We start from the raw sequence: 22,760 nt of genomic DNA, 5'->3' as shown, positions 1-22,760 counted from the left end.
TGCTCTATAGTAACCCCCCGACGTACGATCTAGGGGATTTTTCACTTACTGATATAATGGACCAAAGTTTTGGCAGGCACGGTAATCTGCAGCTTCTGGATCTTTTGTTCCGAACATCCCCCATGCACTCGGTCTGAAGATGTCCTCTTCTTTGACGTTATGCATATTCACAGGAATTCGGAGCATGGAAGCAAGAGTAATTAAATCACTGCCAATGTGGCCGTAGCTTATTACACAGTGATTAGCACCCCAATTATTCATTACTGTGTAAACATCTTGAAAGGCACCTTCTCCCGTTAAATTTGGCACAAACCAAGTTGTTGGCCAAGTTGGATCTGTTCTCCCATCCAATACGTCGTGAACCTCATCTGGTATTTCAACCGTATAGCCTTCTGCAATTTGTAAAACAGGTCCTAATCCTTTCACGAGGTTGAGACGAGCTGCTGTTACAGGCATATTTCCTTTTGTTAAGAAATCGCTCGAGAACCCGCCCCCGCGGAAATATCCTGTTGAAGCTGGTCGCCAGGAAGTAGCTGCCAAACATTTTTGCGCTTCTTCCTCTGTAATGTCCCAAAATGGTTTTATAGCAGGCTTTCCATCTTTCGTTTGTTGTCCTGTCCCGTCAAGTGCAGCTGAACCGGAGTTAATCATATGAATAAATCCATTTGCCGCCAATCCTTCAGGTTTATGCCCTGTCACGCGTTCTACTGCCTCTGGGCTCCAATACGTTCTTACATCTGCAAAAACTTGAGCTGTATTTGTTAATAAATGGCCAAATAACATCGTCACTCCATTTAAACTATCATTTTCAGTAGCCATAATGTATGGCGGGCGAATTCCGTTCCAATCAAATGAGGAATTTAAAATCGTCTCCATAAAATCACCATTCGGGAAATGATCCGTCCATTGACGCTGGCCTTGGAAACCTGCGGAAATAGCGTTATGCCCTAGCGCTTCTTCACCATAACCAAGTTCCTCTAGTTTCGGATTTCCAACCATGAGATCTCTTGCAATTAACGTCATTTTCACACTAGTTTCCCAGTCTTTATTCTTTTGCTCCCTTGATCGTTGCATCTCTTCCGCATTATTATCTGGACCTTCTGGGCAATACTCCTTCACCCAGTTTAAAGCTCTTTCATATTCTTCCTTATCATAAATCTCTTCATCTATCCTTCTGACAAATTCGGTCATATCAATATATTCATTTCTCATTCCTAAATAATCTTGGAAAAACTCGGGGTTAACGGTACTACCGGCAATCCCCATAGATACAGATCCCATCGAAAGATACGATTTTCCTTTTAAAGTAGCAACGACAAGACCAGACTTTGCAAATTGAAGTAATTTTCCCTGCACATCTTCAGGAATAGATGTATCACTTAAATCTTGCACATCTTTCCCGTATATGCCGAAAGCCGGAATACCCTTTTGATTGTGGGCAGCTAAGACAGCTGCAAGATACACTGCCCCTGGACGTTCTGTTCCATTAAATCCCCATACTGCTTTTGGAATGTCTGGATTCGTATCCATCGTTTCAGAACCATAGCACCAGCATGGTGTAACAGTAATAGAAACACCAACTCCCTCTATCGCAAATTTTTCAGCCGCTTTGGCCGCTTCAGCCACACCGCCAATACATGTATCAGCGATGACACATTCTACTGCCTCGCCATTGTAATGACGTAAATTTTCAGTTAATAAATTCGCTACCGATTTTGCAAGATTCATCGTCATATCTTCAAGAGATTCACGTACACCATTTCTTCTGCCATCAATCGTTGGCCTAATTCCAATTTTCGGTAATGTATTATAAAATCTATTATGAACTGTTTTCATTTTAAAGCTCCCTTCTTACTACATTGTTATCGATTATTTCAAGAAAACGGCCGTATGCTTCTTGCCATTCTAATTGATTTTGAGGTTGATAATGTTTAACAGGAAACGAGTTTTCAACAACCTCTCTACCTTCCTTTAAATCCTTTATTTTTCCTAGCGCAATCCATTGCGATAATGCATTTCCAATTGCACTCGCTTCAACCGGCCCCGCTACAACAGGGCGGTTAGTCGCATTTGCGGTAAATTGACAAAACAGATCATTTTGAATACCACCGCCGCCCATGTGGATAACTCCTATTGACTTTCCAGTTAACACTTCCAGCTTCTCTAACACCCATCTGTACTTGAATGAAAGACTCTCCAAAATACAGCGGAGGAAACTTCCTTCCGTTTCAGGCGGCTGTTGACCGCTCTTTATACAGAAATCAAGGATTTGTTTTGGCATATTTTCCGGATTGAAGAAAGAAGGATCATCTGGGTCTATGAAATGTGCAAATGGTTTTGTATTTCGAATGAACGCTGCTTCTTCTTCGTAAGTAAAAAGCTTGCCTTCTTTTGCCCAAGTCCCCCTACATTCTTGAATGAGCCATAATCCCATAATATTTTTAAGTAGCCGAAACTCGCCATCTGCCGTTCCTTCATTTGTAAAGCCCCATTCCAAAGCCTGTTCATTTATTACTGGATCCTTTACTTGGATTCCCATTAAAATCCATGTACCACAACTCATAAACACAGAATATTCAGACTTTATAGGTAATGCGGCAAGAGCGCAGGCTGTATCATGCCCTGTACCAGCAATAACTTTAACAGGCTTCATGCCAAATTCGTTATGAATGGAAGGAAGCGTCGGTCCGAGAGTTGTTCCTGGCATTACAATATGTGCCATCATTTCTGTAGGCAAGCTCAACTTTGTCATGAGGGCATTATCCCAATTACGCTCGTGAATGTTAAATAACGATGTCGTTGTACTAATCGTATATTCATTCGCCTTTACACCTGAAAATAAATAGCTCAGCAAGTTTGGCGTTAATAATAGCGTTTTTGCCTTTTCCATTAAATTTTGGTTATGCTTTTTTATAGCATGAAGCTGGCAAATCGTATTAATTGCTGCTGGCGTGACTCCCGTTCGAGAGAACAAAACATCCCTCGGAATGACTTCCGTAATTTCTTTTAAGCTATCATTTGTATGCGGATCTCTATAAGAATAAGGATTGCTAAGCAATTCCCCTGTTGCAGAAAGAAGTCCGAAATCAACGCCCCACGTATCGATAGATAAACTTTCGATCGACTTATGACCGTTTCGAATACTTTTTCCTATTCCATTCTTCATTTCTTGGAAGATCCTTAAAATATCCCAATAATAATGACCTGTTGCGTAAATAGGGCGATTGGAGAACCGGTGAACTTCTTCCAGATAAAGGCGTTTCCCATCAAATCCACTTACCATTAAACGCCCATTAGATGCACCTAAATCAAAAGCCCAAACTTTTTCCATTCCTTCACACCCCTCGGAAACACTTCAATTACTCCCCATCTTTTAGTAGTTGTAATCTATATTTCTCAGAAGATAGATTTCTTAATTCGTGACATTCTTCCTCTGTAAGAATTCTTGGCACGCCTACAGTCGATGCGATTGTATATACTTTTGCTGCTTCTTCTAGAATTTGCATGAGAAAATATGCTTCTTTCATTGTTTTACCAACCGTAAGTACCCCGTGATTCCTCATTACGACTACATCATTTTCTTCAATCACATTTGATACAGCAGTAGCCAATACTTCTGTAGTCGGAATCATATATTCAAGATAAGATACGCTTTTGATCATTGCTGGAAAATCTGGGAATAGACTCGGAATGGTATGACCAGTACATGATACACCTACCGAATAACTTGGATGAGCATGTAAAACAGCTGTTATATCAGGACGTTTACGAAAACATTCCAGATGCATTAATATTTCAGAAGATGGTTTTAAATCATCCAATATCTCACCCGTTTCAATATTGACACGTACCCATTCGTGGTCTTCTATCTCTTGCAAATCAAAACCGCTCGGAGAGATATACATCATATTCCCATCTCTCATACTTAAATTTCCACCTGCTCCTACTACAAGACCCGTTTGAACAATCTTATTTGCATATACTTTCAAATCATTTATTACACTCGGCAATGGTATGCACCTCAGTTTCTCATTTATTTGCACCGCTAGTTTCGATTTAAATTTTATTGATATAGAACTTCCTTAATCTTTGGATCATCAATGTTCTTTTTATCGTACCAATAAAAACCAGTGTCAATTGTTTTGGATACTTGTTTCCCATCTAGGTTCTCAACAGCTGCTTTAACAGTTTCATAACCAATTCCAATTGGATTTTGCGTAATCGCACCTGCCATTACTCCGCTCTTAATCGCATCAATTTGTAGTTTTCCAGAGTCAAAGCCCACTACTACTACACTCTTTTTGTTCAATTCTTTAACAGCATTTACTACCCCAATCGCAGACCCTTCATTTGTACCGAAAATACCTTTTACATTTGGGTGTGCTTGCATAATTGCCTTAGCAGCGTCAGTCGATTTTAATTGATCGCCGCTACCATACTGGATATCAACAAGTTTGATGTTTGGATACTTTGATTTGATTGTATTTACAAAACCATCTCGGCGTTCAACACCTGTTTTACTTGTCTGGTCGTGAGCAACTACTGCTACTTCTCCTTTTTCACCAATTAATCCAGCCATTTTCTCAGCTGCAAGAGCTGCCGCTGCTTTATTATCTGTTGCCGCTGTTGCTACAGGTATATCTCCCTCAACACCTGAGTCAAACGCAACAACAGGAATTTTTTTGTTTTTTGCTTGTTCTAACAAAGGAAGAGCTGCCTTAGAGTCTAATGCCGCGAAACCAATCGCATCTGGTTTTTTATCAAGTGTGCTACGGAGCATTTCAACTTGTTTATCAACTTGCGCTTCCGTTTCAGGACCTACAAATGTAATATTCACCTTATACTCATCTGCTGCTTGCTCAGCTCCTTTTTTAACAGCCTGCCAGAACTGATGCTGGAACCCTTTTGAAATGATAGCCACATAACGTTTCCCGTTATCTTTTGCAGGAGCATCACTATCCTTACTTCCCGTGCTTGCATTGTTTGAAGAACACGCTCCCATAAACATTGAAATTGCAAGAATTGATGATAAAACGATGCCCTTTTTTGCTTTCTTCATCCAAAACTCCCCCTATATATTGTTTTATTTTTAAAACAGTAGCCAGTTAATTCTTTGCTTTTTTGTTTCGTAACACATCTGCGTAAACTGCTAATAAGATAACCGCTCCAACAACTACTGTTTGCCACTCTTGCGGTACGGAAAGGATTTGAAGACCATTTGTTAACACACTCATAATCAATGCACCGATAACAGTACCAAGAATTGTTCCTTTACCACCACTTAAAGAAGTTCCTCCGATAACGACTGCTGCGATTGCTTCTAATTCATATCCTGCACCTAAAGCTGGCTGGGCAGAATTTAGACGAGATGCCATGATAATCCCTGCAACACCAGTAAAAACACCTGCAAGCATGTAGATAATGATTTTCCACTTATCAACATTTACTCCAGAAAGCCTGGTCGCTTCTTCATTGCTTCCTAGTGCAAATGTATACCTTCCGATAATCGTTTTATTTAAAATTAAGCTTGCGAAAATAGCCATTCCAAAAAAGATGAAAACAGCATTTGGAATAGCAAAGCCAGGAATAATAGAACCCATCGCAATTTTGTTAAAGCTTGGTATAGAAGTGAAATAAATTGGAGTGGCTTTCGAAATAACAAGTGCCAATCCTTTCGCGATCATCATCATCGCTAACGTTGCAATAAATGGGGGAATCTTCAACTTTGCAATTGCAGCTCCAGAAATTAAACCTACTACGGCACCTATTAAAATACCTCCGAGTACAGCTACCCAAACTGGTAAACCTAAGTTGACAGCAAATACACCTGTCATCACAGAAGACAAGGTTAGTACGGTTCCACAGGATAAATCAATTCCACTTGTAACGATAATCATCGTTGCCCCTAAAGCAAGGATGCCTGTAACAGCTGTTGATAAAAAGATGCCTATAATGTTATCAAATTGCAGAAAATTAGCTGAAGCAATTGAAAAAATGACAACAAGTACAATTAAGCTTGCAAATGCTAGAAGCTGCTGAAGAGCATTTGAATTCATCCCTTTCCTCATCTTCCCTTCAACTGGAAGTTCGACTACCTTTTGTATTTCCATTCTTGTTCACTCCTTTATCATCCGTTAATATCCATTACATAATGCGTTTTGTTGCAAGAGTCATAATCGCTTCTTGCGATGCTTTTTCATCATTTTTCAATTCTCCTGTTATTTTGCCTTCACACATAACAATTACGCGGTGGCTGATTCTTAAAATTTCAGGAAGTTCTGAGGAAATCATAATAATAGATTTTCCTTGCTGTGCTAAATCGTGTAGTAACTTATAAATTTCGTCTTTTGCCCCAATATCAATACCACGAGTAGGCTCATCAAAGATTAAAATGTCTGAATCTCTAGTCAACCACTTGCCTATAACAACTTTTTGCTGATTCCCTCCTGAAAGATTTTTCACTAATTGATTACCTGATGGTGTTTTTATTTTTAACCTCTTAATTAATTCCTCAGATTGTTGATCCACTTTAGATACATGCATCCAGCCAAAAGGTTTCACATAATCTTTCATCGATGCCATTGCAATATTTGTTTTGACATCCATCCCAACTAGAAGTCCAAACTGCTTTCGATCCTCAGATAAATATCCAATTCCATGTTGCACTGCATCATAAGGATTTTTAATATTCTGTCTTTTTCCTTTAATAAAAATCTCCCCTGAATCAAGTGGATCTGCCCCAAATATAGCACGGGCTACTTCTGTTCTTCCAGCTCCCATCAATCCAGCAAAGCCAACGATTTCCCCTTTATACAGTTCAAAGCTTACATCCTTTATCGTGTTCCCTCTCTTTAAATTTTTTACTTCAAACACTTTTTCTCTCGTTCTCTCTTTCATTTCTGGTTTTTGATTGTTATCAATTTTCCTTCCAACCATCATCGAGATAATTTGTTCAATCGTTGCATCCTTCGTGTTCATCGTTCCTACGTATGTACCATCTCGCATAATCGATACACGGTCCGTAATTTTCTTAAGCTCCTCCATGCGGTGAGAGATATATACAATTCCCACACCATCTTGTCGTAATTTTCGAATCATAACAAACAATGCATCAATTTCCGTATCCGTTAAAGCTGCGGTTGGCTCATCCATAATTAATATTTTCGAATCAAAGGAAAGGGCTTTGGAAATCTCAACCATTTGTTGTTTCGCAACTGTCAAATCACCTACCAATTCTTTAGGATCTAGATGAATGTTTAACCTTTCAAATAGTTTTTTTGCTCTGTTATTTAGTTCTTTTTCATCCAAAAAAAGATTAAATAGCCCTTTAGGTTCTCTTCCAATAAAAATATTTTGGGCAACCGTTAAATGCGGAGCTAAATTAAGTTCCTGATGGATTATACTGATTCCAAGTCTTTGTGCTGCTTTTGTATCGGGAACCTCGATTTCTCTTCCTTCGTATGCAATCGTTCCAGTATCCCTTTGATAAATCCCTGTTAAAATTTTCATTAATGTAGATTTTCCGGCTCCATTCTCTCCCAAAAGTGCGTGAACTTCGCCTTTTTTCAATTCAAACCGCACATTAGAAAGCGCTTGCACACCAGGGAACGCTTTACTAATTCCATCCATTTTCAGTAGCAATTCACTCATCCTATCACCTACTACCTTATCAATTTTTTATTCAAATAATATATTAGTTTCATCATGCGTTAATCCGTAACCACACCCTTTTTTAAAATGATATTGCCATAAAGAGCACTCTCACTCGTTGCAACAATCGCATACGCCTTCTTTGCCCTCTCATAAAACGCAAAGCGGTCAATCATCTCAAACCCATCAAAATGAGTATCATATTTTTTAATTGTCGCATCATACGTTTCCCAAATGGAGGGGGATACATGATCCCCCTTTACAACCTTCATTAACGAAACAGAATGATTACTATACGTATCGAGTGGAAAGAATTGCAAAATTGCCTGTAATACTTCAACAACCCCATGACCTTCACATCGAATTAGCTTCGTCCCGCAAGAGGCAGCGGGGAAATTGCCATCCGCTAAAACAATCTCATCCCCATGCCCCATTTCTAAAAGAACTTTCATTAAATCTGGACTCATTATTTTCGGTATTCCTTTTAGCATTTCTATCTCCCTTCCGATTTTTAACTTAACGAAAATACGTTTCAACTACTTATACTTTGTGCATCTATTAATAACTTTGGTGTAAATATTTCATGAAAGGGACCTTCTTCATGATTTAAACGTTTCAATAATATATCACCTACCCTTTCTCCCATTTCATATGGTTTGTGAGCGACTGATATAATCCCAGGCGCTCGTAATAATTGTGCTGCTTCCACATCACCAAAAGAAGCAATCACGATGTCCTCTGGTACAGAGTAACCCCTCCTCGTTAATTCAAGAAGAACACCAAATGCCATTTCATTGTTCAAAGATAGAATTGCTGACGGTTTCTCAGTGAAATTCAGAAAATAATCAACTGCTTTCATACCACCTTCTCTTGTGAAAGTGCTATTAAACGTATAGTTTTCATCTTCTTGAATCCCAAACTCTTCTAAAGCTTTCTGAAATCCTTCATAGCGCTCTTTACCTGTACTAACGTTTAACAATCCATTTACAAGACCGATCGATCTATGCCCCTGTTGTAAGAGATAGCTCGTTAATCTATAAGCACTTTCAAAATTACTTTCTACAACCGAATCTAATTTTGAATCTCCAATCTCAACAGTCCGATCAACTAAAACTATTGGTACACCAGCTTGATGAATACTTCTTACTCTTTCTTCACAACCTCCAGCAGTAGCCAATACAATCGCATCTACCCGTTGTTCCACCAGTAGCTGCAACAATTTATCCTCTTTCTTAGGATTTTCGTGACTACTACAAAAAATAAGGTTATAGCCCTTTTGCTGTACAATATCTTCAATCGCCTTTGAAATTGTCATGTAATACTGGTTTGTTATATCTGGAATCACAACACCAATCGTGTATGTTTTATCTTGCTTTAAACTTCTAGCAATCGCATTTGGTTGATAATTCAATTTTTTCACAGCTAAATGAACACGATCTTTAATGTCGTCACTTACAAATCCGCTATCGTTTAACACCCGAGATACTGTAGCTGTAGACACATTCGCTTCCATTGCAACATCTTTAATTGTAGACTTAGCCATTTCATCACTCTTTCTAAATTTTCAAGAAATCGTTTACTTCAGTTTCGTTTCAACCCTTAATTCATCCATGTAAACGATTACTTAGTAGTTTACATGGATAATAATAATTTAATTTTCAGAACATTTCAATACTTTTTACAAACATTTTTTTCACAAAAATACACCTATTCATCAGATAACCTGAAAAACGTGAATGGACTCGTTTTTTTCGTGATTAGATAAGCGTTTATTACATATTCCGCTAACGCAATATTGTTCTATTTTGAAGTTTCATAGCACATAAAAAAAGAGCCTACTCGAGTGAGTTGACTCTTTCCTTTATTTACTCCCCTATTTCAGAAAATCGCTTTATACGTTCACCAATTTCATCACGAACTCGCTGAAACTCAGCCCACTCTTTTCCTGCTGGATCATCAAATCCCCAGTGAACACGATTCACGTGCGGAGGTGTTGAAGGACAGACAGAATCTGCGTGACTACAAAGCGTAACGACTAAATCAGCACGATTTAAAATGTTTGCATCAATTATATCTGATGTTTGATTTGTTATGTCAATATTTACTTCGTTCATTGCTTTAATAGCATTTGGATTCACTCCATGTGCTTCGATTCCCGCAGAATACACATTCCACTTATCCCCTAAATATTGTTTCCCCCATGCTTCTGCCATTTGGCTTCGGCATGAATTTCCTGTACATAAAAAGTAGATTATCCTTTTGTTTTCCATGTTGTTTTCCACCTTTGTTTTTAAGTTGATTGATCATTAAAATATTTACGTTTAAACCAAAAAGCAACATTTACAAGTGCAATCATGACAGGTACTTCAACTAACGGTCCAATGACAGCTGCGAATGCTGCGCCCGAATGAATACCAAACACACCAACTGCTACAGCAATCGCTAACTCAAAATTATTACTACCTGCTGTAAACGCTAACGTTGTAGTCACCGGATAGTTTGCACCAATTTTTCTCCCCATAAAGAAAGAAACGAAAAACATTACAATAAAATAGATTAATAACGGAATCGCTATTCTTACTACATCGAGTGGCACACTAACAATCATCTCTCCTTTTAAGGAAAACATAATGATGATTGTAAATAATAATGCAAGTAATGTAAGTGGACTAATCTTCGGTATAAACACCTTTTCATACCATTGTCTTCCTTTTAACTTAACTAGTACAAAGCGTGTCAACATACCTGCTATAAAAGGAATTCCTAAATAGATACATACTGATTTCGCTACTTCTGTCATTGTAATATCGACAATAGCCCCTTCAATCCCTAACCATTCTGGAATGACTGTTACAAATACGTATGCATAAACCGAGAAAAAGAGCATTTGGAATACCGAATTAAAAGCGACTAAACCTGCCGCATATTCTTTATCACCATCAGCTAGATCATTCCAAACAATGACCATTGCAATGCAACGTGCTAACCCAATCATAATGAGACCAACCATGTATTCTGGTTTATCAGGAAGAAAAATAATTGCTAACACAAACATAAGTACCGGACCAATAATCCAGTTTTGTACTAAAGATAAAACTAACACTTTTACATCTTTAAATACTCGGCCCATTTCCTCATAGCGAACTTTTGCTAATGGTGGATACATCATGACAATTAAACCAACAGCAAGCGGAATAGACGTCGTTCCAACCTGTAATGTATTCAGTCCGTCTACTACACTAGGGAATACAAATCCTAAACCAATCCCAACAGCCATCGCTAGAAAAATCCATAGTGTTAAATATCGGTCTAGAAAAGATAAACGTTTCATTTTATTTTCCATCTCCTATTAACAACAAGAATTTTTAGCTACCTCATTTGAAGTCGTGCAACAAGATGACTCTTCTATTTTATGAACATCACTATGTGCTTTCGTATAAAAGAATTCCCACTCATTCCCATCAGGATCCGTTACCCAAAACTTATCTTGAACCGCATAGCAACAAGTCGTATCCATCTCATCACGAGCGAAGAAACCTTCTTTTTCTAATCGTTCTTTATGTAATGTGATTTCTTCAGCTGTATCCACTTGGAAACCGAAATGATTTACCTGATTTCCCTTCACTTCATCTCGTACGTTCAGCGTAAAATTAAGCCCTGGCGTCTCTAATAAAAATTTTGCATAATCCGTTTTCACCTTAACTGGCGATACACCAAATACCTTTTCGTAAAACTCAATAGACTTCTCTAAATTCGTAACATTTATACCAACGTGAACATATCTCATACCTTATTCCTCCTCTTTATATGTCATTTATCAATTTTTTTTGATTAATAGCGCAAAATTTTAACAACAGCTACCTTTTCCTGTTTTTCTAAAAATACAGCACAATTCTTCTGATAATAAATTATTTACTTCCGCATCATTTAAATCATAATAACTCCACGTACCTTTTGTTTCTTTTACAATTAAACCTGCATCTAATAAAATCTTTAAATGATAGGACAACTTAGATTGTGTCATTTCAAAAACTTCTGTTAAATCACATACACACGTCTGGCCTCGCTGGCAAAGTTCATACATAATCTCTAATCGCTTTTGATCCGCCAACGCTTTAAACTTTTTCTCATATAACTTAAAATCCTGTGCCACTGTAGTTTCCTCTCCCTTCATCAATTTTTTTTGATATATATAGTATATACGCAGATGAGTTTTATATGCAACTAGTTCATCAAGTTTTTTTGATTTACAAAAAACTTCCTCGCATCCTATCTTTGTTACAATAAAAAAAGACCATAGCTTTTTCAACAATGAAAAACTACAGTTCTTTTTACAACTTGATAGTTATAATCTTCCCCAGTGGTGGAGTCTCTATAACTGTTTTAAATTTTAATTTGACCATTATAGAGTATTCCCCCATCACCATCAATCTAAGAAAGACAAATACCCCCAAATGAGGAAAATCAATATAACTCTTCGGCAAATAAAGATAACTCTTGTTTTTTGGTGCATATTCATAAAAAGCACGTCACCCTTTCTCATTAACATAAGAGAATAGTAACGTGCTTTTAATTTCAAAAATAGTCTAAATCCTTAAGTTGATGGTTGTGGGTCGGGACCCCAATAAAAACGGTATCTAAGGTTGCATGAGATGTGTTAGTTCCATTCCAAAGGCCTCAGCCGACGATTAACTCAAGTATCGGTTTCGGATGACTCCCATGTGATGAAGTTCGTGTCCTGCAATGCCGTACGCGAGGGCGCGCGCCGTAATGCTTAGGTTGTTGGCTGTGCCCTTGCGGATCCACGCCTCCGCTGGTAGCCCGCACAGCAATGTAATCGTTGATTGCCGTACGGCCCGGTAATCTTCGGCTAATTGCGCGGTTGTCCAGCTTCCGAAAGGAGGTATGAATAATTCCTGATCGAAACCGGTCAAAGGCGTCTGGTCCCCTCTTGCGAACCGGAGCAGGCGGTAGGTCATAACGCGTTCCGCGTCTGTAATGTGGCCCACGACTTCTTTCAGTGTCCATTTTCCTTCCGCATACCGATATGCGGCCTGGCTTTCGGTCAACGATGCCAGGAGCTCGGTCATTTGCTTTTCTTGGGCGAGCAAAATGTCAATGATATTACCGTCTGGCACCAAACGGATATATTCGCCGGAGCTCCCAGCGTATTCTTCTTCTGACGGTCTTTGATTCATGCGTAGTCACCTCTTTATGTATATATAGAAAATTATAGCACTCGTCTATGTCTAATCAATTCGCGAAATGATAACACTTCCCTTCTAATAATTGAGGATAAGCAACTATTTAGTCGGTCGCCACACTATCCTGATTCGTTAGCACAATAAGCAACGCTAAACAATAATGCATAAAAATTAGAAGTTATACAATATTTCAAAGTTATTAATATATATTAGATTATTCCAAAACATACATAAATACATTTTGTCGAAACTATTAAAAAGGGAGAATTTCTCTAGTTGGAGAATTAATAATTGTGTTACCAATATGTAAAAATCTCAATTTAAAACTAAAGGAGAACAAAATGAGAAAAATCATTGTATCGATGTACCTCTCACTAGATGGTGTCATGGAGGAACCAGCTTGGACTGCTCCATATTTCAATGAAGAAGTGGCAAAGTTTCAATCCAATTTACTGTTTGAAAGTGAAGCGCTTCTACTAGGGCGAGTAACCTATCAAGGTTTTGCAGCTGCCTGGCCTTCTATGACTGATGAAGAAGGTTTTGCTGATAAGATGAACAGCATGCCTAAATTTGTTGCCTCAACAACTTTAGAAGAAACCGAATGGAATGCAAATCTTATCAAGGGTAATATTGTAGAAGAAATATCGAAACTGAAGGAACAGCCCGGTCAGAACCTTTTAATTTATGGTAGTGGTGAGCTTATACAAACATTGATGCAACACGACCTCATTGATGAATATCATTTTATGGTCAATCCCGTTATCGTAGGAAGCGGAAAGCGTCTCTTTAAAGACCAGAGCAATACGAAAGCATTAAAACTTATAGAAACAAGAACGACCAGTTCAGGTGTCGTTATTCTTTCCTATCAGCTGGAGAAAAAAGAATAATTATTGATAAATTATATAAACAAAAAACTCATCAGAATAAATCCTGCTGAGTTTTTTTATAAGATAATACATATATTAATTTATAAAAATCACACGGGTTAGTACTTTATCAGTCATACCTACATAGGCATCGGATATTCCATATGTTTGTCCTGTTTGGAGAGAGCTCATTAATACCTCCATATCTAGCTGTATATACTCTGTAGCTTTCTTTATTCTTTCATCCTGAAAATAATCAGGTTTGCAATTTTTACAGCCCATACAAAGACAAGGATCCAGAGAGTAATGATAATAATGCCTGTTATCCAATTCTTTGGTTTGCTTGTTATCTGTCTTTCCTCTACCTTTCTTTTACAATCCTCCAACACTTCTTTAGGAATCAGTTTTAATGCCAAGTATACACCTAATGGTACAAGAATCAAATCATCAAGATACCCCAAGATTGGAATGAAGTCTGGGATTAAATCTATAGGACTAAAAGCATACGCAACAACAAGCATTGTAAATAATTTAGCATACCAAGGGACTCTTTCATCTCGATATGCCAAATAAAGTACAAGAAGTTGTTTTTTTTTAGTTTCTAGCCCATTTTTTCATTTTTTGTATGATAGATATTTTTTCTTCTGTTTCTATCGGTTTATTTTGATTCAAATTATTCCTCTCCCATTTTATTACTACGTACATCTTCTCAGAATTGTTCTTATTAACTGTATAATAATTACATAGCTACTATTGAGTCTAATACTTTATTTTAATAAAAACTATTTATAATATAAAACCTAATGATCAGTCTACATTTTATTAATCAATAAATTAGAAAGATAAGAGATAAGAAACACGTTTAAATCAACTAGGTTTAATCTAATCCAGTTTTTAAATGGGAACAAGCATGTGAGGGAGGGATCCCCAGATTTTCGTTCTGGGGTATTCTTTAATTTTAACCTGATAAACATAGGATATGTGTTGTTTTAAAGAAAATAGAAAAAGCGTATTTTGACTAGATAATCAAAATACACTTTTTTCTTTCTTTATTTATTTTGTAAAAGGTGTATAGGTTTAGCCGATAATGATTGTTTTGCTGCTATCCATACAACAATTATTGTTGTTATAACAGATAAAAGTATGCCTAAAATGGACCAAGTCATATCTATTTTCATCGGCATTTGGAATAAGAAGCGTAAAGTGATACCTGAAAAGGCTAGGGCAATTCCAGCGCCAACTAATCCAGCCGATAGGGAGATAATCGTGTTTTCTAATAAGATAGACTTCATCAAATTACTAGAAGACATACCAACTGTTTTCATAATAGCAACATCTCGTGTCTGTTGCATTAAGCGAATGACAACTTGATTTCCAATTGTAAGAACAGCTGTTAAAAATGCGAACAACGCTACAATTGAGAAGAAAGCACTTTGCATTTGAATAATATACTGAAGACTATCGATTGCTGTAGCAGCAATTGAATATGCCATTGCTGAACCAGGAAGTTTTTCATTTAATTCTGTTAATATAGTATTTGTTTTTTTAGGATCACTATCTAAGGAATAAGTAATTCGGCTTGGTTTCCCATATGTAGCTAATGTTTCAGTTGGAATACGGATGCCAACGGTTTTAACTACACCAGATTTAAAGAAACCTATAATTTCGCAGTTTACTAATTCATTTCCAATTTGAATGTCAACTGTATCACCGACTTTTACACCTAATTTCTTATAGCTGTCCAAAAGAATTGCTTTTTTCCCCTTTGCATCCGATAGAGCTAAATCACGCCCTTCAGATATCATATAGGATCTAGAGTTAAGAGAGGTATCTACCCCTTCTATTGAAATTTTAGTTGAGCTAAAAAATTTATCATCTTTTATATTTTTCATGAATATAGATGCTGCGTCCACTCCGTTAATATTTTGGAGTCTTCCATCTAATTGATAACCTTTTTTCGATCCTTTTATGTCCTTAATAGATTGTAGCTGCTTTTCAACGTTCCCTTCGTCATGAATGGAACTTGTAATAAGGATATTTCCCATTGCCTCTCTTTCCAATTGACCTTGAACTGACTCAATTAAATTGTCTGCAAATACATGACTAGAGACAACAGAAACAACACCAATAGTTAAGGTAACTGCCAATAAACCATTTCGTTTACTTGTAGTAGCCATGTTGTGTAAAGCAAGAAAGAGGCTTTGTGGCATTATGCTTTTCATGGCGCCAATTAATCTGAATAATAAAGAATATATAAACCCTATAAATCGGACAAAAGTAAAAATAAATAACAGAACTGCAGTTGTAAGTAAAAGAGCAAGAAACCACTTAAAGACTGCGTTGCCATTTGTATTTGTTGTGAAAGCTATATTGTAAACATAAATAGAAAGAATGCCACAAGTAAATATAAAAAGTTGAAATTTCTTTTTAAATGGTAAAGCATAATTCACACTTGTGTTCTCAGTATCACGTAACATTTGAAGTGGTGATACACACATTCCACTTTTTACTGGTATCCAAGAAGCTAAGAAGGTTACAATTAATCCCACAATAATTGTTGTAAAAATTACGGACCATGAAATTCCCCAATGTAGCGGTAGTGAAAGCACGTCTGCTAGATAGGACGTCAGCCAAACACTAGCTAATAAGCCGAGTACAATCCCACCAACTGTTCCGAGAATCGCTAGCCATAATGCTTCTAATAGAAAATATCGAATAATATATTTAGTTTTCATTCCTACGGACTTCATAACAGCGATATCATGCGTACGTGAAGCAATAATGACTTTCATTGTATTAGAAGTAGTAATAGCGGCAATTCCAAGAGCTAATATACTGAAAAGCTGAAGAAATGGTAACAACATCCGTAAATCTTTCTGTTTCTCTAGCTCCTTATCCTGAACATCTATTACACTACTTTGTGGTAATTGTTTTTGAATATTCTTTTTAAAAGAAGAGATATTAACATTTTCATTTAATAAGATTAATGCTTCATTAATTGTGCCTGCAGGTACATTTAAAAGCTGCTGTGCTTGATCTAAATGTAAATAGGCAGTTCCAAAAATCGAAGCATCGCCATAGGATTCTTGGACACCTTCTACTAAACCACTAATTTTATAAGAGGTCATTGCCCCAGTAGAACGGTTAGGAATCTCAACTCTATCTCCTACTTTGACTTGCAAACGGTCAGCTGTATTTTTGGAAAGTAGTAGTTCATCTTTATGTAAAGTACGAATATTAGGAAACAGATTATCACCAAAGAAAGGATAGTGGTTCGTTTCAATTCCCTTTACAATTAAACTTGTTGTTTTCCGATCAGATTTGACCATACTTTGACCTAATAAAGAAGTTGTGAGCGCTTTCTGTTCTTCTTTAGGAATGGAAGAAATAAGAGTTTCGCGATCCATCGGTTTTAAATAGGATTGAACTGACACATCCCCTCCTAAAAGAATTTTAGAGGATTCGTGAATAGATCGCGGAACCAGCTCTACCAACATAGACATAGAAAAGAAACTAGCTACTCCTATTAAAATACTGAACACAGTAAAAAAAGTTCTTAAACGATTACGTGCTAAACTACGTAGTGCAGATTTTAGTAGCATGGTGTTATGCCACCTTCTTGCTCACTAGATTTTGTATGGTCGTTAAAGGTTTCTTGAACGAGGAGGCCATCTTCCATTTTTAAAACACGATCTGAAAGTTTTGCCACATGCGTATCATGTGTAGCAATAATAAACGTCATCTGGAGTTGGTCACGTAGTTGAAAAATTAAGTCCAAAATATTTTTTCCTGTTTTGGAATCTAAGTTCCCAGTTGGTTCATCAGCAATAACAATGGCTGGATTATTTACTAATGCACGAGCAATTGCTACACGCTGTTGTTGACCTCCAGATAGCTGGCTTGGTAAATGATGATATCGTTCTTTCATCCCAACAAGGTCCAACATTTCCCTAGACTTTGTTATCATTTCTTTTTGGCTTCTTACTCCAGCGCACATAAGTGCCATCATAACATTTTCTTGAGCGGTCATTGTTGTGATTAAATTATACGATTGAAAAACAAAACCAATCTTTTTTGCACGGAAATCAGCTAGCTTTTCTTCTGACATGGAGGTAATATCTTGTTGTTCAATAATAATACGTCCTTCGGTAGGGGTATCCAATGATCCCAGTATTCCAAGTAGTGTGGATTTTCCGCTTCCACTAGGACCAATAATACTAACAATCTCTCCAGAATAAAATTTAGTGCTAAGCCCTTTTAAAATTTGAATTGTTCCTGCTTCGGTTTCATAAGCTTTCTTGATTTTTTCTACTTGAAGGATGGTTTGTTTGTTTATCATCCTTTTCCCTCCCGGCCCTTTTAAATTTTAATGTAAAGACAACTATTGTTCTAATTAAAACTATAATTATTACAATAATGGCACCTTTTGCATTTCCCCATGTGAACGAATCTAGCGATGTGAATAAATAGATGGTATATCGAAGAATGAACCAGATAGCAGTGATAACTGAACAAAAATATATACTAGCATATGTAAGAAATGCTATTTTATAGTGCCTGTTCATCCTCTTAATTGTATCATTAAATTGCTTTCGATAATCAGGCTTGAAAAAAAAGTATCCCAGGAGACCACTTTTCACCAATTGGAAGGTTCTAGTATGCAAGTTTGCAATTCCTAGAATGTCAGTAAGAACCCAAAAACCGTCATATTGTAAAAATGGATATAAGTTATATAGAACTGTAATGAGTATGAATTGATTTGCTACAAAAAATTCCTGGAATCCTGAAATAAAATAACACAACTCAAATAATATAAATATCCATAATTCAAAGTAAATTCCGCCCAGGTCAATAACTACTCTTTGTCGTCTAGGCAATCGCCAGGTATCACTTAAATCAACAAATAAAACAGGCCGCATCATATAAAGACCCATTCCGACGTCTTTAGGTTGTATTTTATATCGATAAGCAGCAACTATATGACCAAGTTCATGGATAATCATGGAAAATAATAGCAGCAAAATTGCAATAGTAAATTTATAAACGGATCCAAATGTGTTTGATATATTTTCAGTATTAGCCTGAAAAAAATAATGTATTAGACTTATACTGAAGAAAATACTAAATAAAACAAATACGCCCCGAAAGAATAAGAATTCGAAATATTTGGATGCCTTTTTTAAGTAAGAAGCGTGGAATATTGCTATTCTAAATGTAATTGCAGAGTGATGAGATGCTTTTTTTTCAGAACCAACTAAAACCCCTTTTGGTAATAGATGTTCATTTATCAGTTCTGTTAACTCATTTATAGTAATATTGCCATCGTGATTCGTTTGTACCATTGTACATATATCTCCTATGGATGTGGTTCCATCCATATAATTGAATAAATTTCTCAGTGATTCAGTGACTTTTAATTGTAATCCGTTATCAAATTTTATTAAATAACGAGGCCCCTCCTCCCAAACATCCATATTATAAACTTCGTATGGAATTAACTTTGGAAAGATATTTTGCGATGCTGTCAAATTGATCACATCCTTTAAGAGAAAGTAACCCCACAATGGTGAAGGTATTTGTGGAGTTATATCTTTTTATTTAATTAGTTCTAAAAAGGCAGTTTCATTTTTCTTAATATAAGTCGAAATGGTTTGATGTGAATCATTACAGTAAGGTTTATTAATGGCACCATTTCGCATTAAATTAGCATAAGCACATCCTCCACCACAAAATAGTGAGATACTACAACTACTACACTGTTCGGAGTCAGTAATATCTTGATCCCAAATAGCATGCTTATCAGCATCTAAATTGTATTCAGGAAAAAAGGAACCCACTGCAGTTTCTGGCTTACCTACGGCCTCAGGACAAGCGTATATTAAACCTTCTGCACCAAATGCATAGAAACGCTGTTCTCTCGCACTACATTCTTTAAAATAAGGTAAACTATGCATGACAGAAGAGCAGGAATCAAGTTCACTTACCTTCTCCCAGTCAAAAGTTCGTATGGCTTGACGGATTCTAGAAGTACGAATGTTAAGGTCTGTACCCAGTTTTGCGTTAAATTTATCCATAAATTCTTCTAAATCTCCGAAAATATTATAAATTTCGGCGAGTAATTCATGCTCTGGAAGGTGATTTGGTAGATTATCTCCGTAATGATCAGTAACAGGAGATACCTGCCAACCAAAATTAGGATAAGTATTCCAATGTTGATCTTCGATAAAGGTTGCTAATTCTTTTACATATGCAAGATTATCTTTATTCACATTAGTACGTAAGCCTACTGCGAAACCACGCTCTAATGCCAGTGAAATATTAGCAGCAATTCGATCGAATGTTCCTGTGCCACCAGCTGTAATACGTCGTTGATCATGAATATGTTTCGGTCCATCAATAGAGATTTGAAAATAATCCCAGTTCTCTTTGTAAGGCTCTAGAAAATCTAAGAATTCATGCAAGAATGTACCATTTGTAATGGCGTACATACGAAAACCGTATTCTTCTATTCCACGTTTAACAACTTGTTCAACTGTCTTTCGAGTTGTTGGAAGCAATGGTTCACCACCATATAACATCATGCGGTGGGTTGCATTCTCAAATCGACCACGTTCATTCTCCATAGACAAAATGTTATCAACTGCTTGGAACATTTTGTCTACTTCAGCAGGGGTTAAAGCATGTGAAATTTTATGTATTTCATGACCTTGGGAACAATAAGGACATCTAAGGTTACACATATATGTTGTGCATACGTTGAATGTAACTCCGGAATTACTATTTGCTAAAGATTCAGTCATCCGATCACGAATAATAGTAAGTTTATTTAATTCTTCATCACGGTCATTAAAAAGATAGCCACGTTTTGTTAAAAATGAGAGAAGTTCTTCTAATTCAGGATAAAGAGTTAATTTTTTATTACGCTTAATATCATCTAATACTTTTTTTATGTCTGTATTAATTACATCGAGTGCGCCACTTAGTGAATTGATTAGAACGTAATTTCCATCAGATAATTTATATGTTGAATTATAGGTACTTGCTATCATAGCTTAGTTCCTCTCCTTATATTGAAATCTCTTCTTTAATAGTTTTTAAATATTCGAAAACCTGTTTATCTGTTTGTGGACAGTTTGGTTGATTCAAGTTCCCATGAACTATAAGAGCTTCAGCAGCACACCCTCCTCCACATATAGGTGATGAGGCACAAGATTTACATTGTGGAATGGTAAAGGAATTGAATTGTTTCCACTTTTCCCACTTCCAATCTTGGCGAGAGAATTTAGGGAAATAATCGCCGATTTTGAACTCTGATCTTCCAACTAAATCAGGACAAGCATATATATGGTTATCAGGTCCAAATACAACTCGTTTCCCTTCAGCAGATTCACAATAGACTATATTGGGAACAACCATTTCAATTTTATTTTTTAATTCTGAATCTAACTGCATAATTGGTTTAAAGAAACGGTACATATCAGCTCCGAAGTTAAGAGATTTTTGTTTTTCTAATTTTTCAAAATCAGGAATATTTTTTTGTAATTTTTTTGCAATTTCATAACCCTTCATTAAATCTTCTCCTAAGCCTTTACATGTATGATCTGTGACAGGCGAAAAAGAAATTGAGAAATTTTCATTTTCAAATAACTTGTTTTTTTTGTAATAGTCTACAAGAAGTGAAACATAATCAATATTTGTTTGGTCTATATTGACTCTTACAATGGTACGAATGCCATGATTAAGTGAATCACAAATACCTTTTTGAATTTGATCAAATGTACCTTGACCTCCCGTCATAATACGTCGTTGATCATGAATATTCTTCGGTCCATCAACTGTAACCATAATACTCAGTCGATCACGGTAGTTTTGGAAAATCTCTACAAAAGAAGAAAGGTGATAGCCATTTGTATTGCAACCAATTTTGAAGTTACGCTTAACAGCTTCTTCACAGATTTGTTTGACTATTTTTTTAGTAAAAGGAAGGAGTGGTTCGCCTCCAAAAAGGTTAATCATACCGATTTTATAACCACTTTCTTTATGAAAGATGTCTATGGCTTGCATAACTGCTTGGAGTTGTTCTTCGGTTAAAGCTGTTATTTTCTCATGAAGGCTATGGCTTTCAAAACAATATGGGCAACGAAAGTTACATGTATATGTAGGGCAAATAACATACTGCATTTCATTTCCAGCGTCTACAATATTTTTAGCCTGCCATAGTCTATGGTCCCGATCCTCTGTGTTCTTAAATACGTAACCTCTATCAATTAAAATTTTAGTAGCATTTTTCTCTTCGTTAGTTAAATTTTTATAATCTCTATATGACAATGTATCGATAAAATTAATTAAGTCATGAGAAAAAAAATCTACAGCACCAGTTAAGGTATTAATCATTAGAACTTCCTCGTTTAAAGGATATCGTAAATGATACTTGTTAATAATCATCAAATCACCCTTGTATAATTATTTTCTGTTCTTGCTAGGCAAGAACAGAAAATAATGAATTTAGTAACTAAGTTTATTAAAAGGTATAAGTATTTCGAGTGTTTATTTACTGTAAGTATAAATTAGATTTGGAAGCAACAATTAAAGCAGCAATTATCACAACAAATTGAGCAGTTGAAGCATTTCATTTCATCCCTGTTTTCAAGTGTTTCCATTTGATCAGCTAACTTTGTCCAAAGCTGTTCATTGTCATTAACTGAACGGATTTTAAAAGATTTTTTTTCCATTTTTAAATCCCCCTCTATTATAGTTGCTTTGTTTTCATATAAAATAAAATGAAAGTGGATTCTGATATAAAATAGCTTTATGAAAATAAGTTGATAAACATTGAAAATTACTTTGCTATACCAGAAAACTTCCATTATTTGGAGACGGATCAATAATTATAATAAATGGAATCATATGTAATTAGCAACTTCAAAATTCGGAATATTTCGTGACAGATTTTTCAGATATTAAAGTATAGAAATGGTGTTATAAAGCTCACAAACATTCAAAAATACATACATAAAGAAATTCGTTCTCCTGAAAGAAT

General features: G+C 36.2%; 21 protein-coding genes and 1 pseudogene. 1 reads left to right on the top strand and 21 read right to left on the bottom strand.

Features of this window, described 5'->3' with window-relative positions; translation table 11 throughout:
• Positions 1-45 precede the first annotated feature (45 nt).
• The 13 genes from LMD38_RS11295 to LMD38_RS11235 all read right to left on the bottom strand — a co-directional run bounded on the left by LMD38_RS11295 (position 46) and on the right by LMD38_RS11235 (position 12,848).
• Entirely contained in the window at positions 46-1,836 is a 1,791-nt protein-coding gene (locus LMD38_RS11295; RefSeq protein WP_062821345.1) for an L-fucose isomerase, read from the bottom strand.
• A gap of 1 nt (position 1,837) precedes the next feature.
• On the bottom strand, positions 1,838-3,331 hold the full coding sequence (locus LMD38_RS11290; protein ID WP_062821346.1) for a rhamnulokinase: 1,494 nt from the start codon (positions 3,329-3,331) through the stop codon (positions 1,838-1,840).
• 28 nt (positions 3,332-3,359) lie between these two features.
• Positions 3,360-4,010, bottom strand: a complete 651-nt coding sequence (locus LMD38_RS11285) for a class II aldolase/adducin family protein (protein WP_062821347.1) — start codon at positions 4,008-4,010, stop codon at positions 3,360-3,362.
• A 53-nt stretch (positions 4,011-4,063) separates the two neighbouring features.
• Positions 4,064-5,059, bottom strand: coding sequence for an ABC transporter substrate-binding protein (locus tag LMD38_RS11280; RefSeq protein WP_062821348.1), 996 nt, complete (start codon positions 5,057-5,059; stop codon positions 4,064-4,066).
• Positions 5,060-5,105: 46 nt separating this feature from the next.
• Positions 5,106-6,110, bottom strand: coding sequence for an ABC transporter permease (locus LMD38_RS11275; RefSeq protein ID WP_080444099.1), 1,005 nt, complete (start codon positions 6,108-6,110; stop codon positions 5,106-5,108).
• A gap of 34 nt (positions 6,111-6,144) precedes the next feature.
• Positions 6,145-7,650, bottom strand: coding sequence for a sugar ABC transporter ATP-binding protein (locus tag LMD38_RS11270; protein ID WP_061182916.1), 1,506 nt, complete (start codon positions 7,648-7,650; stop codon positions 6,145-6,147).
• A gap of 59 nt (positions 7,651-7,709) precedes the next feature.
• A complete protein-coding gene (gene fucU / locus LMD38_RS11265) occupies positions 7,710-8,141 on the bottom strand; it encodes an L-fucose mutarotase (RefSeq protein WP_062821349.1) in 432 nt (143 codons plus the stop codon).
• A gap of 41 nt (positions 8,142-8,182) precedes the next feature.
• The gene (locus LMD38_RS11260; RefSeq protein ID WP_016717939.1) at positions 8,183-9,193 is read right to left on the bottom strand and encodes a LacI family DNA-binding transcriptional regulator; all 1,011 of its coding nucleotides are present in this window, start codon (positions 9,191-9,193) and stop codon (positions 8,183-8,185) included.
• A 322-nt stretch (positions 9,194-9,515) separates the two neighbouring features.
• Positions 9,516-9,920, bottom strand: a complete 405-nt coding sequence (arsC, locus tag LMD38_RS11255) for an arsenate reductase (thioredoxin) (RefSeq protein ID WP_062821350.1) — start codon at positions 9,918-9,920, stop codon at positions 9,516-9,518.
• Positions 9,921-9,940: 20 nt separating this feature from the next.
• The gene (gene arsB, locus LMD38_RS11250) at positions 9,941-10,981 is read right to left on the bottom strand and encodes an ACR3 family arsenite efflux transporter (protein ID WP_062821351.1); all 1,041 of its coding nucleotides are present in this window, start codon (positions 10,979-10,981) and stop codon (positions 9,941-9,943) included.
• 18 nt (positions 10,982-10,999) lie between these two features.
• Entirely contained in the window at positions 11,000-11,437 is a 438-nt protein-coding gene (locus tag LMD38_RS11245) for an ArsI/CadI family heavy metal resistance metalloenzyme (protein WP_001271015.1), read from the bottom strand.
• A gap of 60 nt (positions 11,438-11,497) precedes the next feature.
• Positions 11,498-11,824, bottom strand: coding sequence for an arsenical resistance operon transcriptional regulator ArsR (gene arsR / locus LMD38_RS11240; protein ID WP_161939634.1), 327 nt, complete (start codon positions 11,822-11,824; stop codon positions 11,498-11,500).
• A gap of 514 nt (positions 11,825-12,338) precedes the next feature.
• Positions 12,339-12,848, bottom strand: coding sequence for a DinB family protein (locus tag LMD38_RS11235; RefSeq protein WP_016717942.1), 510 nt, complete (start codon positions 12,846-12,848; stop codon positions 12,339-12,341).
• A 347-nt stretch (positions 12,849-13,195) separates the two neighbouring features.
• Between LMD38_RS11235 and LMD38_RS11230 the strand changes: the two genes are divergently transcribed.
• Positions 13,196-13,741, top strand: coding sequence for a dihydrofolate reductase family protein (locus tag LMD38_RS11230; RefSeq protein WP_062821352.1), 546 nt, complete (start codon positions 13,196-13,198; stop codon positions 13,739-13,741).
• 87 nt (positions 13,742-13,828) lie between these two features.
• Here the strand turns inward: LMD38_RS11230 and LMD38_RS11225 are convergent.
• From LMD38_RS11225 to LMD38_RS11190, 8 genes and pseudogenes are all read right to left on the bottom strand, one after another.
• Positions 13,829-13,993 (bottom strand): annotated as a pseudogene (locus tag LMD38_RS11225) (IS4 family transposase); the annotation flags it as partial.
• A complete protein-coding gene (locus LMD38_RS11220) occupies positions 13,954-14,289 on the bottom strand; it encodes a YkvA family protein (protein WP_048555286.1) in 336 nt (111 codons plus the stop codon). The pseudogene LMD38_RS11225 and the gene LMD38_RS11220, both read right to left, overlap by 40 nt.
• Positions 14,290-14,769: 480 nt before the next feature.
• Positions 14,770-17,322, bottom strand: coding sequence for an ABC transporter permease (locus tag LMD38_RS11215; RefSeq protein ID WP_000925105.1), 2,553 nt, complete (start codon positions 17,320-17,322; stop codon positions 14,770-14,772).
• A complete protein-coding gene (locus LMD38_RS11210) occupies positions 17,313-18,059 on the bottom strand; it encodes an ABC transporter ATP-binding protein (RefSeq protein ID WP_000608860.1) in 747 nt (248 codons plus the stop codon). Before LMD38_RS11210 ends, LMD38_RS11215 begins: the two co-directional genes overlap by 10 nt.
• Entirely contained in the window at positions 18,007-19,248 is a 1,242-nt protein-coding gene (locus tag LMD38_RS11205) for a zinc metalloprotease (protein ID WP_016717946.1), read from the bottom strand. The genes LMD38_RS11210 and LMD38_RS11205 overlap by 53 nt, the downstream gene beginning before the upstream one ends.
• A 66-nt stretch (positions 19,249-19,314) precedes the next feature.
• Positions 19,315-20,769: a radical SAM/SPASM domain-containing protein gene (locus tag LMD38_RS11200; RefSeq protein WP_062821353.1), complete on the bottom strand. Its 1,455-nt coding sequence runs from the start codon at positions 20,767-20,769 to the stop codon at positions 19,315-19,317.
• A gap of 16 nt (positions 20,770-20,785) precedes the next feature.
• Positions 20,786-22,114, bottom strand: coding sequence for a radical SAM/SPASM domain-containing protein (locus LMD38_RS11195; RefSeq protein ID WP_228920294.1), 1,329 nt, complete (start codon positions 22,112-22,114; stop codon positions 20,786-20,788).
• Between the two features lie 173 nt (positions 22,115-22,287).
• On the bottom strand, positions 22,288-22,452 hold the full coding sequence (locus tag LMD38_RS11190) for a hypothetical protein (protein ID WP_000412664.1): 165 nt from the start codon (positions 22,450-22,452) through the stop codon (positions 22,288-22,290).
• Between the last annotated feature and the right edge of the window lie 308 nt (positions 22,453-22,760).

The sequence above is a fragment of the Bacillus pacificus genome (assembly GCF_020861345.1).
GTDB classification, from domain to species: domain Bacteria; phylum Bacillota; class Bacilli; order Bacillales; family Bacillaceae_G; genus Bacillus_A; species Bacillus_A pacificus.
This window is presented reverse-complemented; position numbering and strand designations above follow the sequence as displayed.

Excerpts from the sequence above, each read along its gene's own strand:
- LMD38_RS11295 (WP_062821345.1), bottom strand. The coding sequence starts at position 1,836 with ATGAAAACAGTTCATAATAGATTTTATAATACATTACCGAAAATTGGA.
- LMD38_RS11290 (WP_062821346.1), bottom strand. The coding sequence starts at position 3,331 with ATGGAAAAAGTTTGGGCTTTTGATTTAGGTGCATCTAATGGGCGTTTA.
- LMD38_RS11280 (WP_062821348.1), bottom strand. The coding sequence starts at position 5,059 with ATGAAGAAAGCAAAAAAGGGCATCGTTTTATCATCAATTCTTGCAATT.
- LMD38_RS11275 (WP_080444099.1), bottom strand. The coding sequence starts at position 6,110 with ATGGAAATACAAAAGGTAGTCGAACTTCCAGTTGAAGGGAAGATGAGG.
- LMD38_RS11270 (WP_061182916.1), bottom strand. The coding sequence starts at position 7,650 with ATGAGTGAATTGCTACTGAAAATGGATGGAATTAGTAAAGCGTTCCCT.
- fucU (WP_062821349.1), bottom strand. The coding sequence starts at position 8,141 with ATGCTAAAAGGAATACCGAAAATAATGAGTCCAGATTTAATGAAAGTT.
- LMD38_RS11260 (WP_016717939.1), bottom strand. The coding sequence starts at position 9,193 with ATGGCTAAGTCTACAATTAAAGATGTTGCAATGGAAGCGAATGTGTCT.
- arsC (WP_062821350.1), bottom strand. The coding sequence starts at position 9,920 with ATGGAAAACAAAAGGATAATCTACTTTTTATGTACAGGAAATTCATGC.
- arsB (WP_062821351.1), bottom strand. The coding sequence starts at position 10,981 with ATGAAACGTTTATCTTTTCTAGACCGATATTTAACACTATGGATTTTT.
- LMD38_RS11245 (WP_001271015.1), bottom strand. The coding sequence starts at position 11,437 with ATGAGATATGTTCACGTTGGTATAAATGTTACGAATTTAGAGAAGTCT.
- arsR (WP_161939634.1), bottom strand. The coding sequence starts at position 11,824 with ATGAAGGGAGAGGAAACTACAGTGGCACAGGATTTTAAGTTATATGAG.
- LMD38_RS11235 (WP_016717942.1), bottom strand. The coding sequence starts at position 12,848 with ATGAATCAAAGACCGTCAGAAGAAGAATACGCTGGGAGCTCCGGCGAA.
- LMD38_RS11230 (WP_062821352.1), top strand. The coding sequence starts at position 13,196 with ATGAGAAAAATCATTGTATCGATGTACCTCTCACTAGATGGTGTCATG.
- LMD38_RS11215 (WP_000925105.1), bottom strand. The coding sequence starts at position 17,322 with ATGCTACTAAAATCTGCACTACGTAGTTTAGCACGTAATCGTTTAAGA.
- LMD38_RS11210 (WP_000608860.1), bottom strand. The coding sequence starts at position 18,059 with ATGATAAACAAACAAACCATCCTTCAAGTAGAAAAAATCAAGAAAGCT.
- LMD38_RS11200 (WP_062821353.1), bottom strand. The coding sequence starts at position 20,769 with ATGATAGCAAGTACCTATAATTCAACATATAAATTATCTGATGGAAAT.
- LMD38_RS11195 (WP_228920294.1), bottom strand. The coding sequence starts at position 22,114 with ATGATTAATACCTTAACTGGTGCTGTAGATTTTTTTTCTCATGACTTA.
- LMD38_RS11190 (WP_000412664.1), bottom strand. The coding sequence starts at position 22,452 with ATGGAAAAAAAATCTTTTAAAATCCGTTCAGTTAATGACAATGAACAG.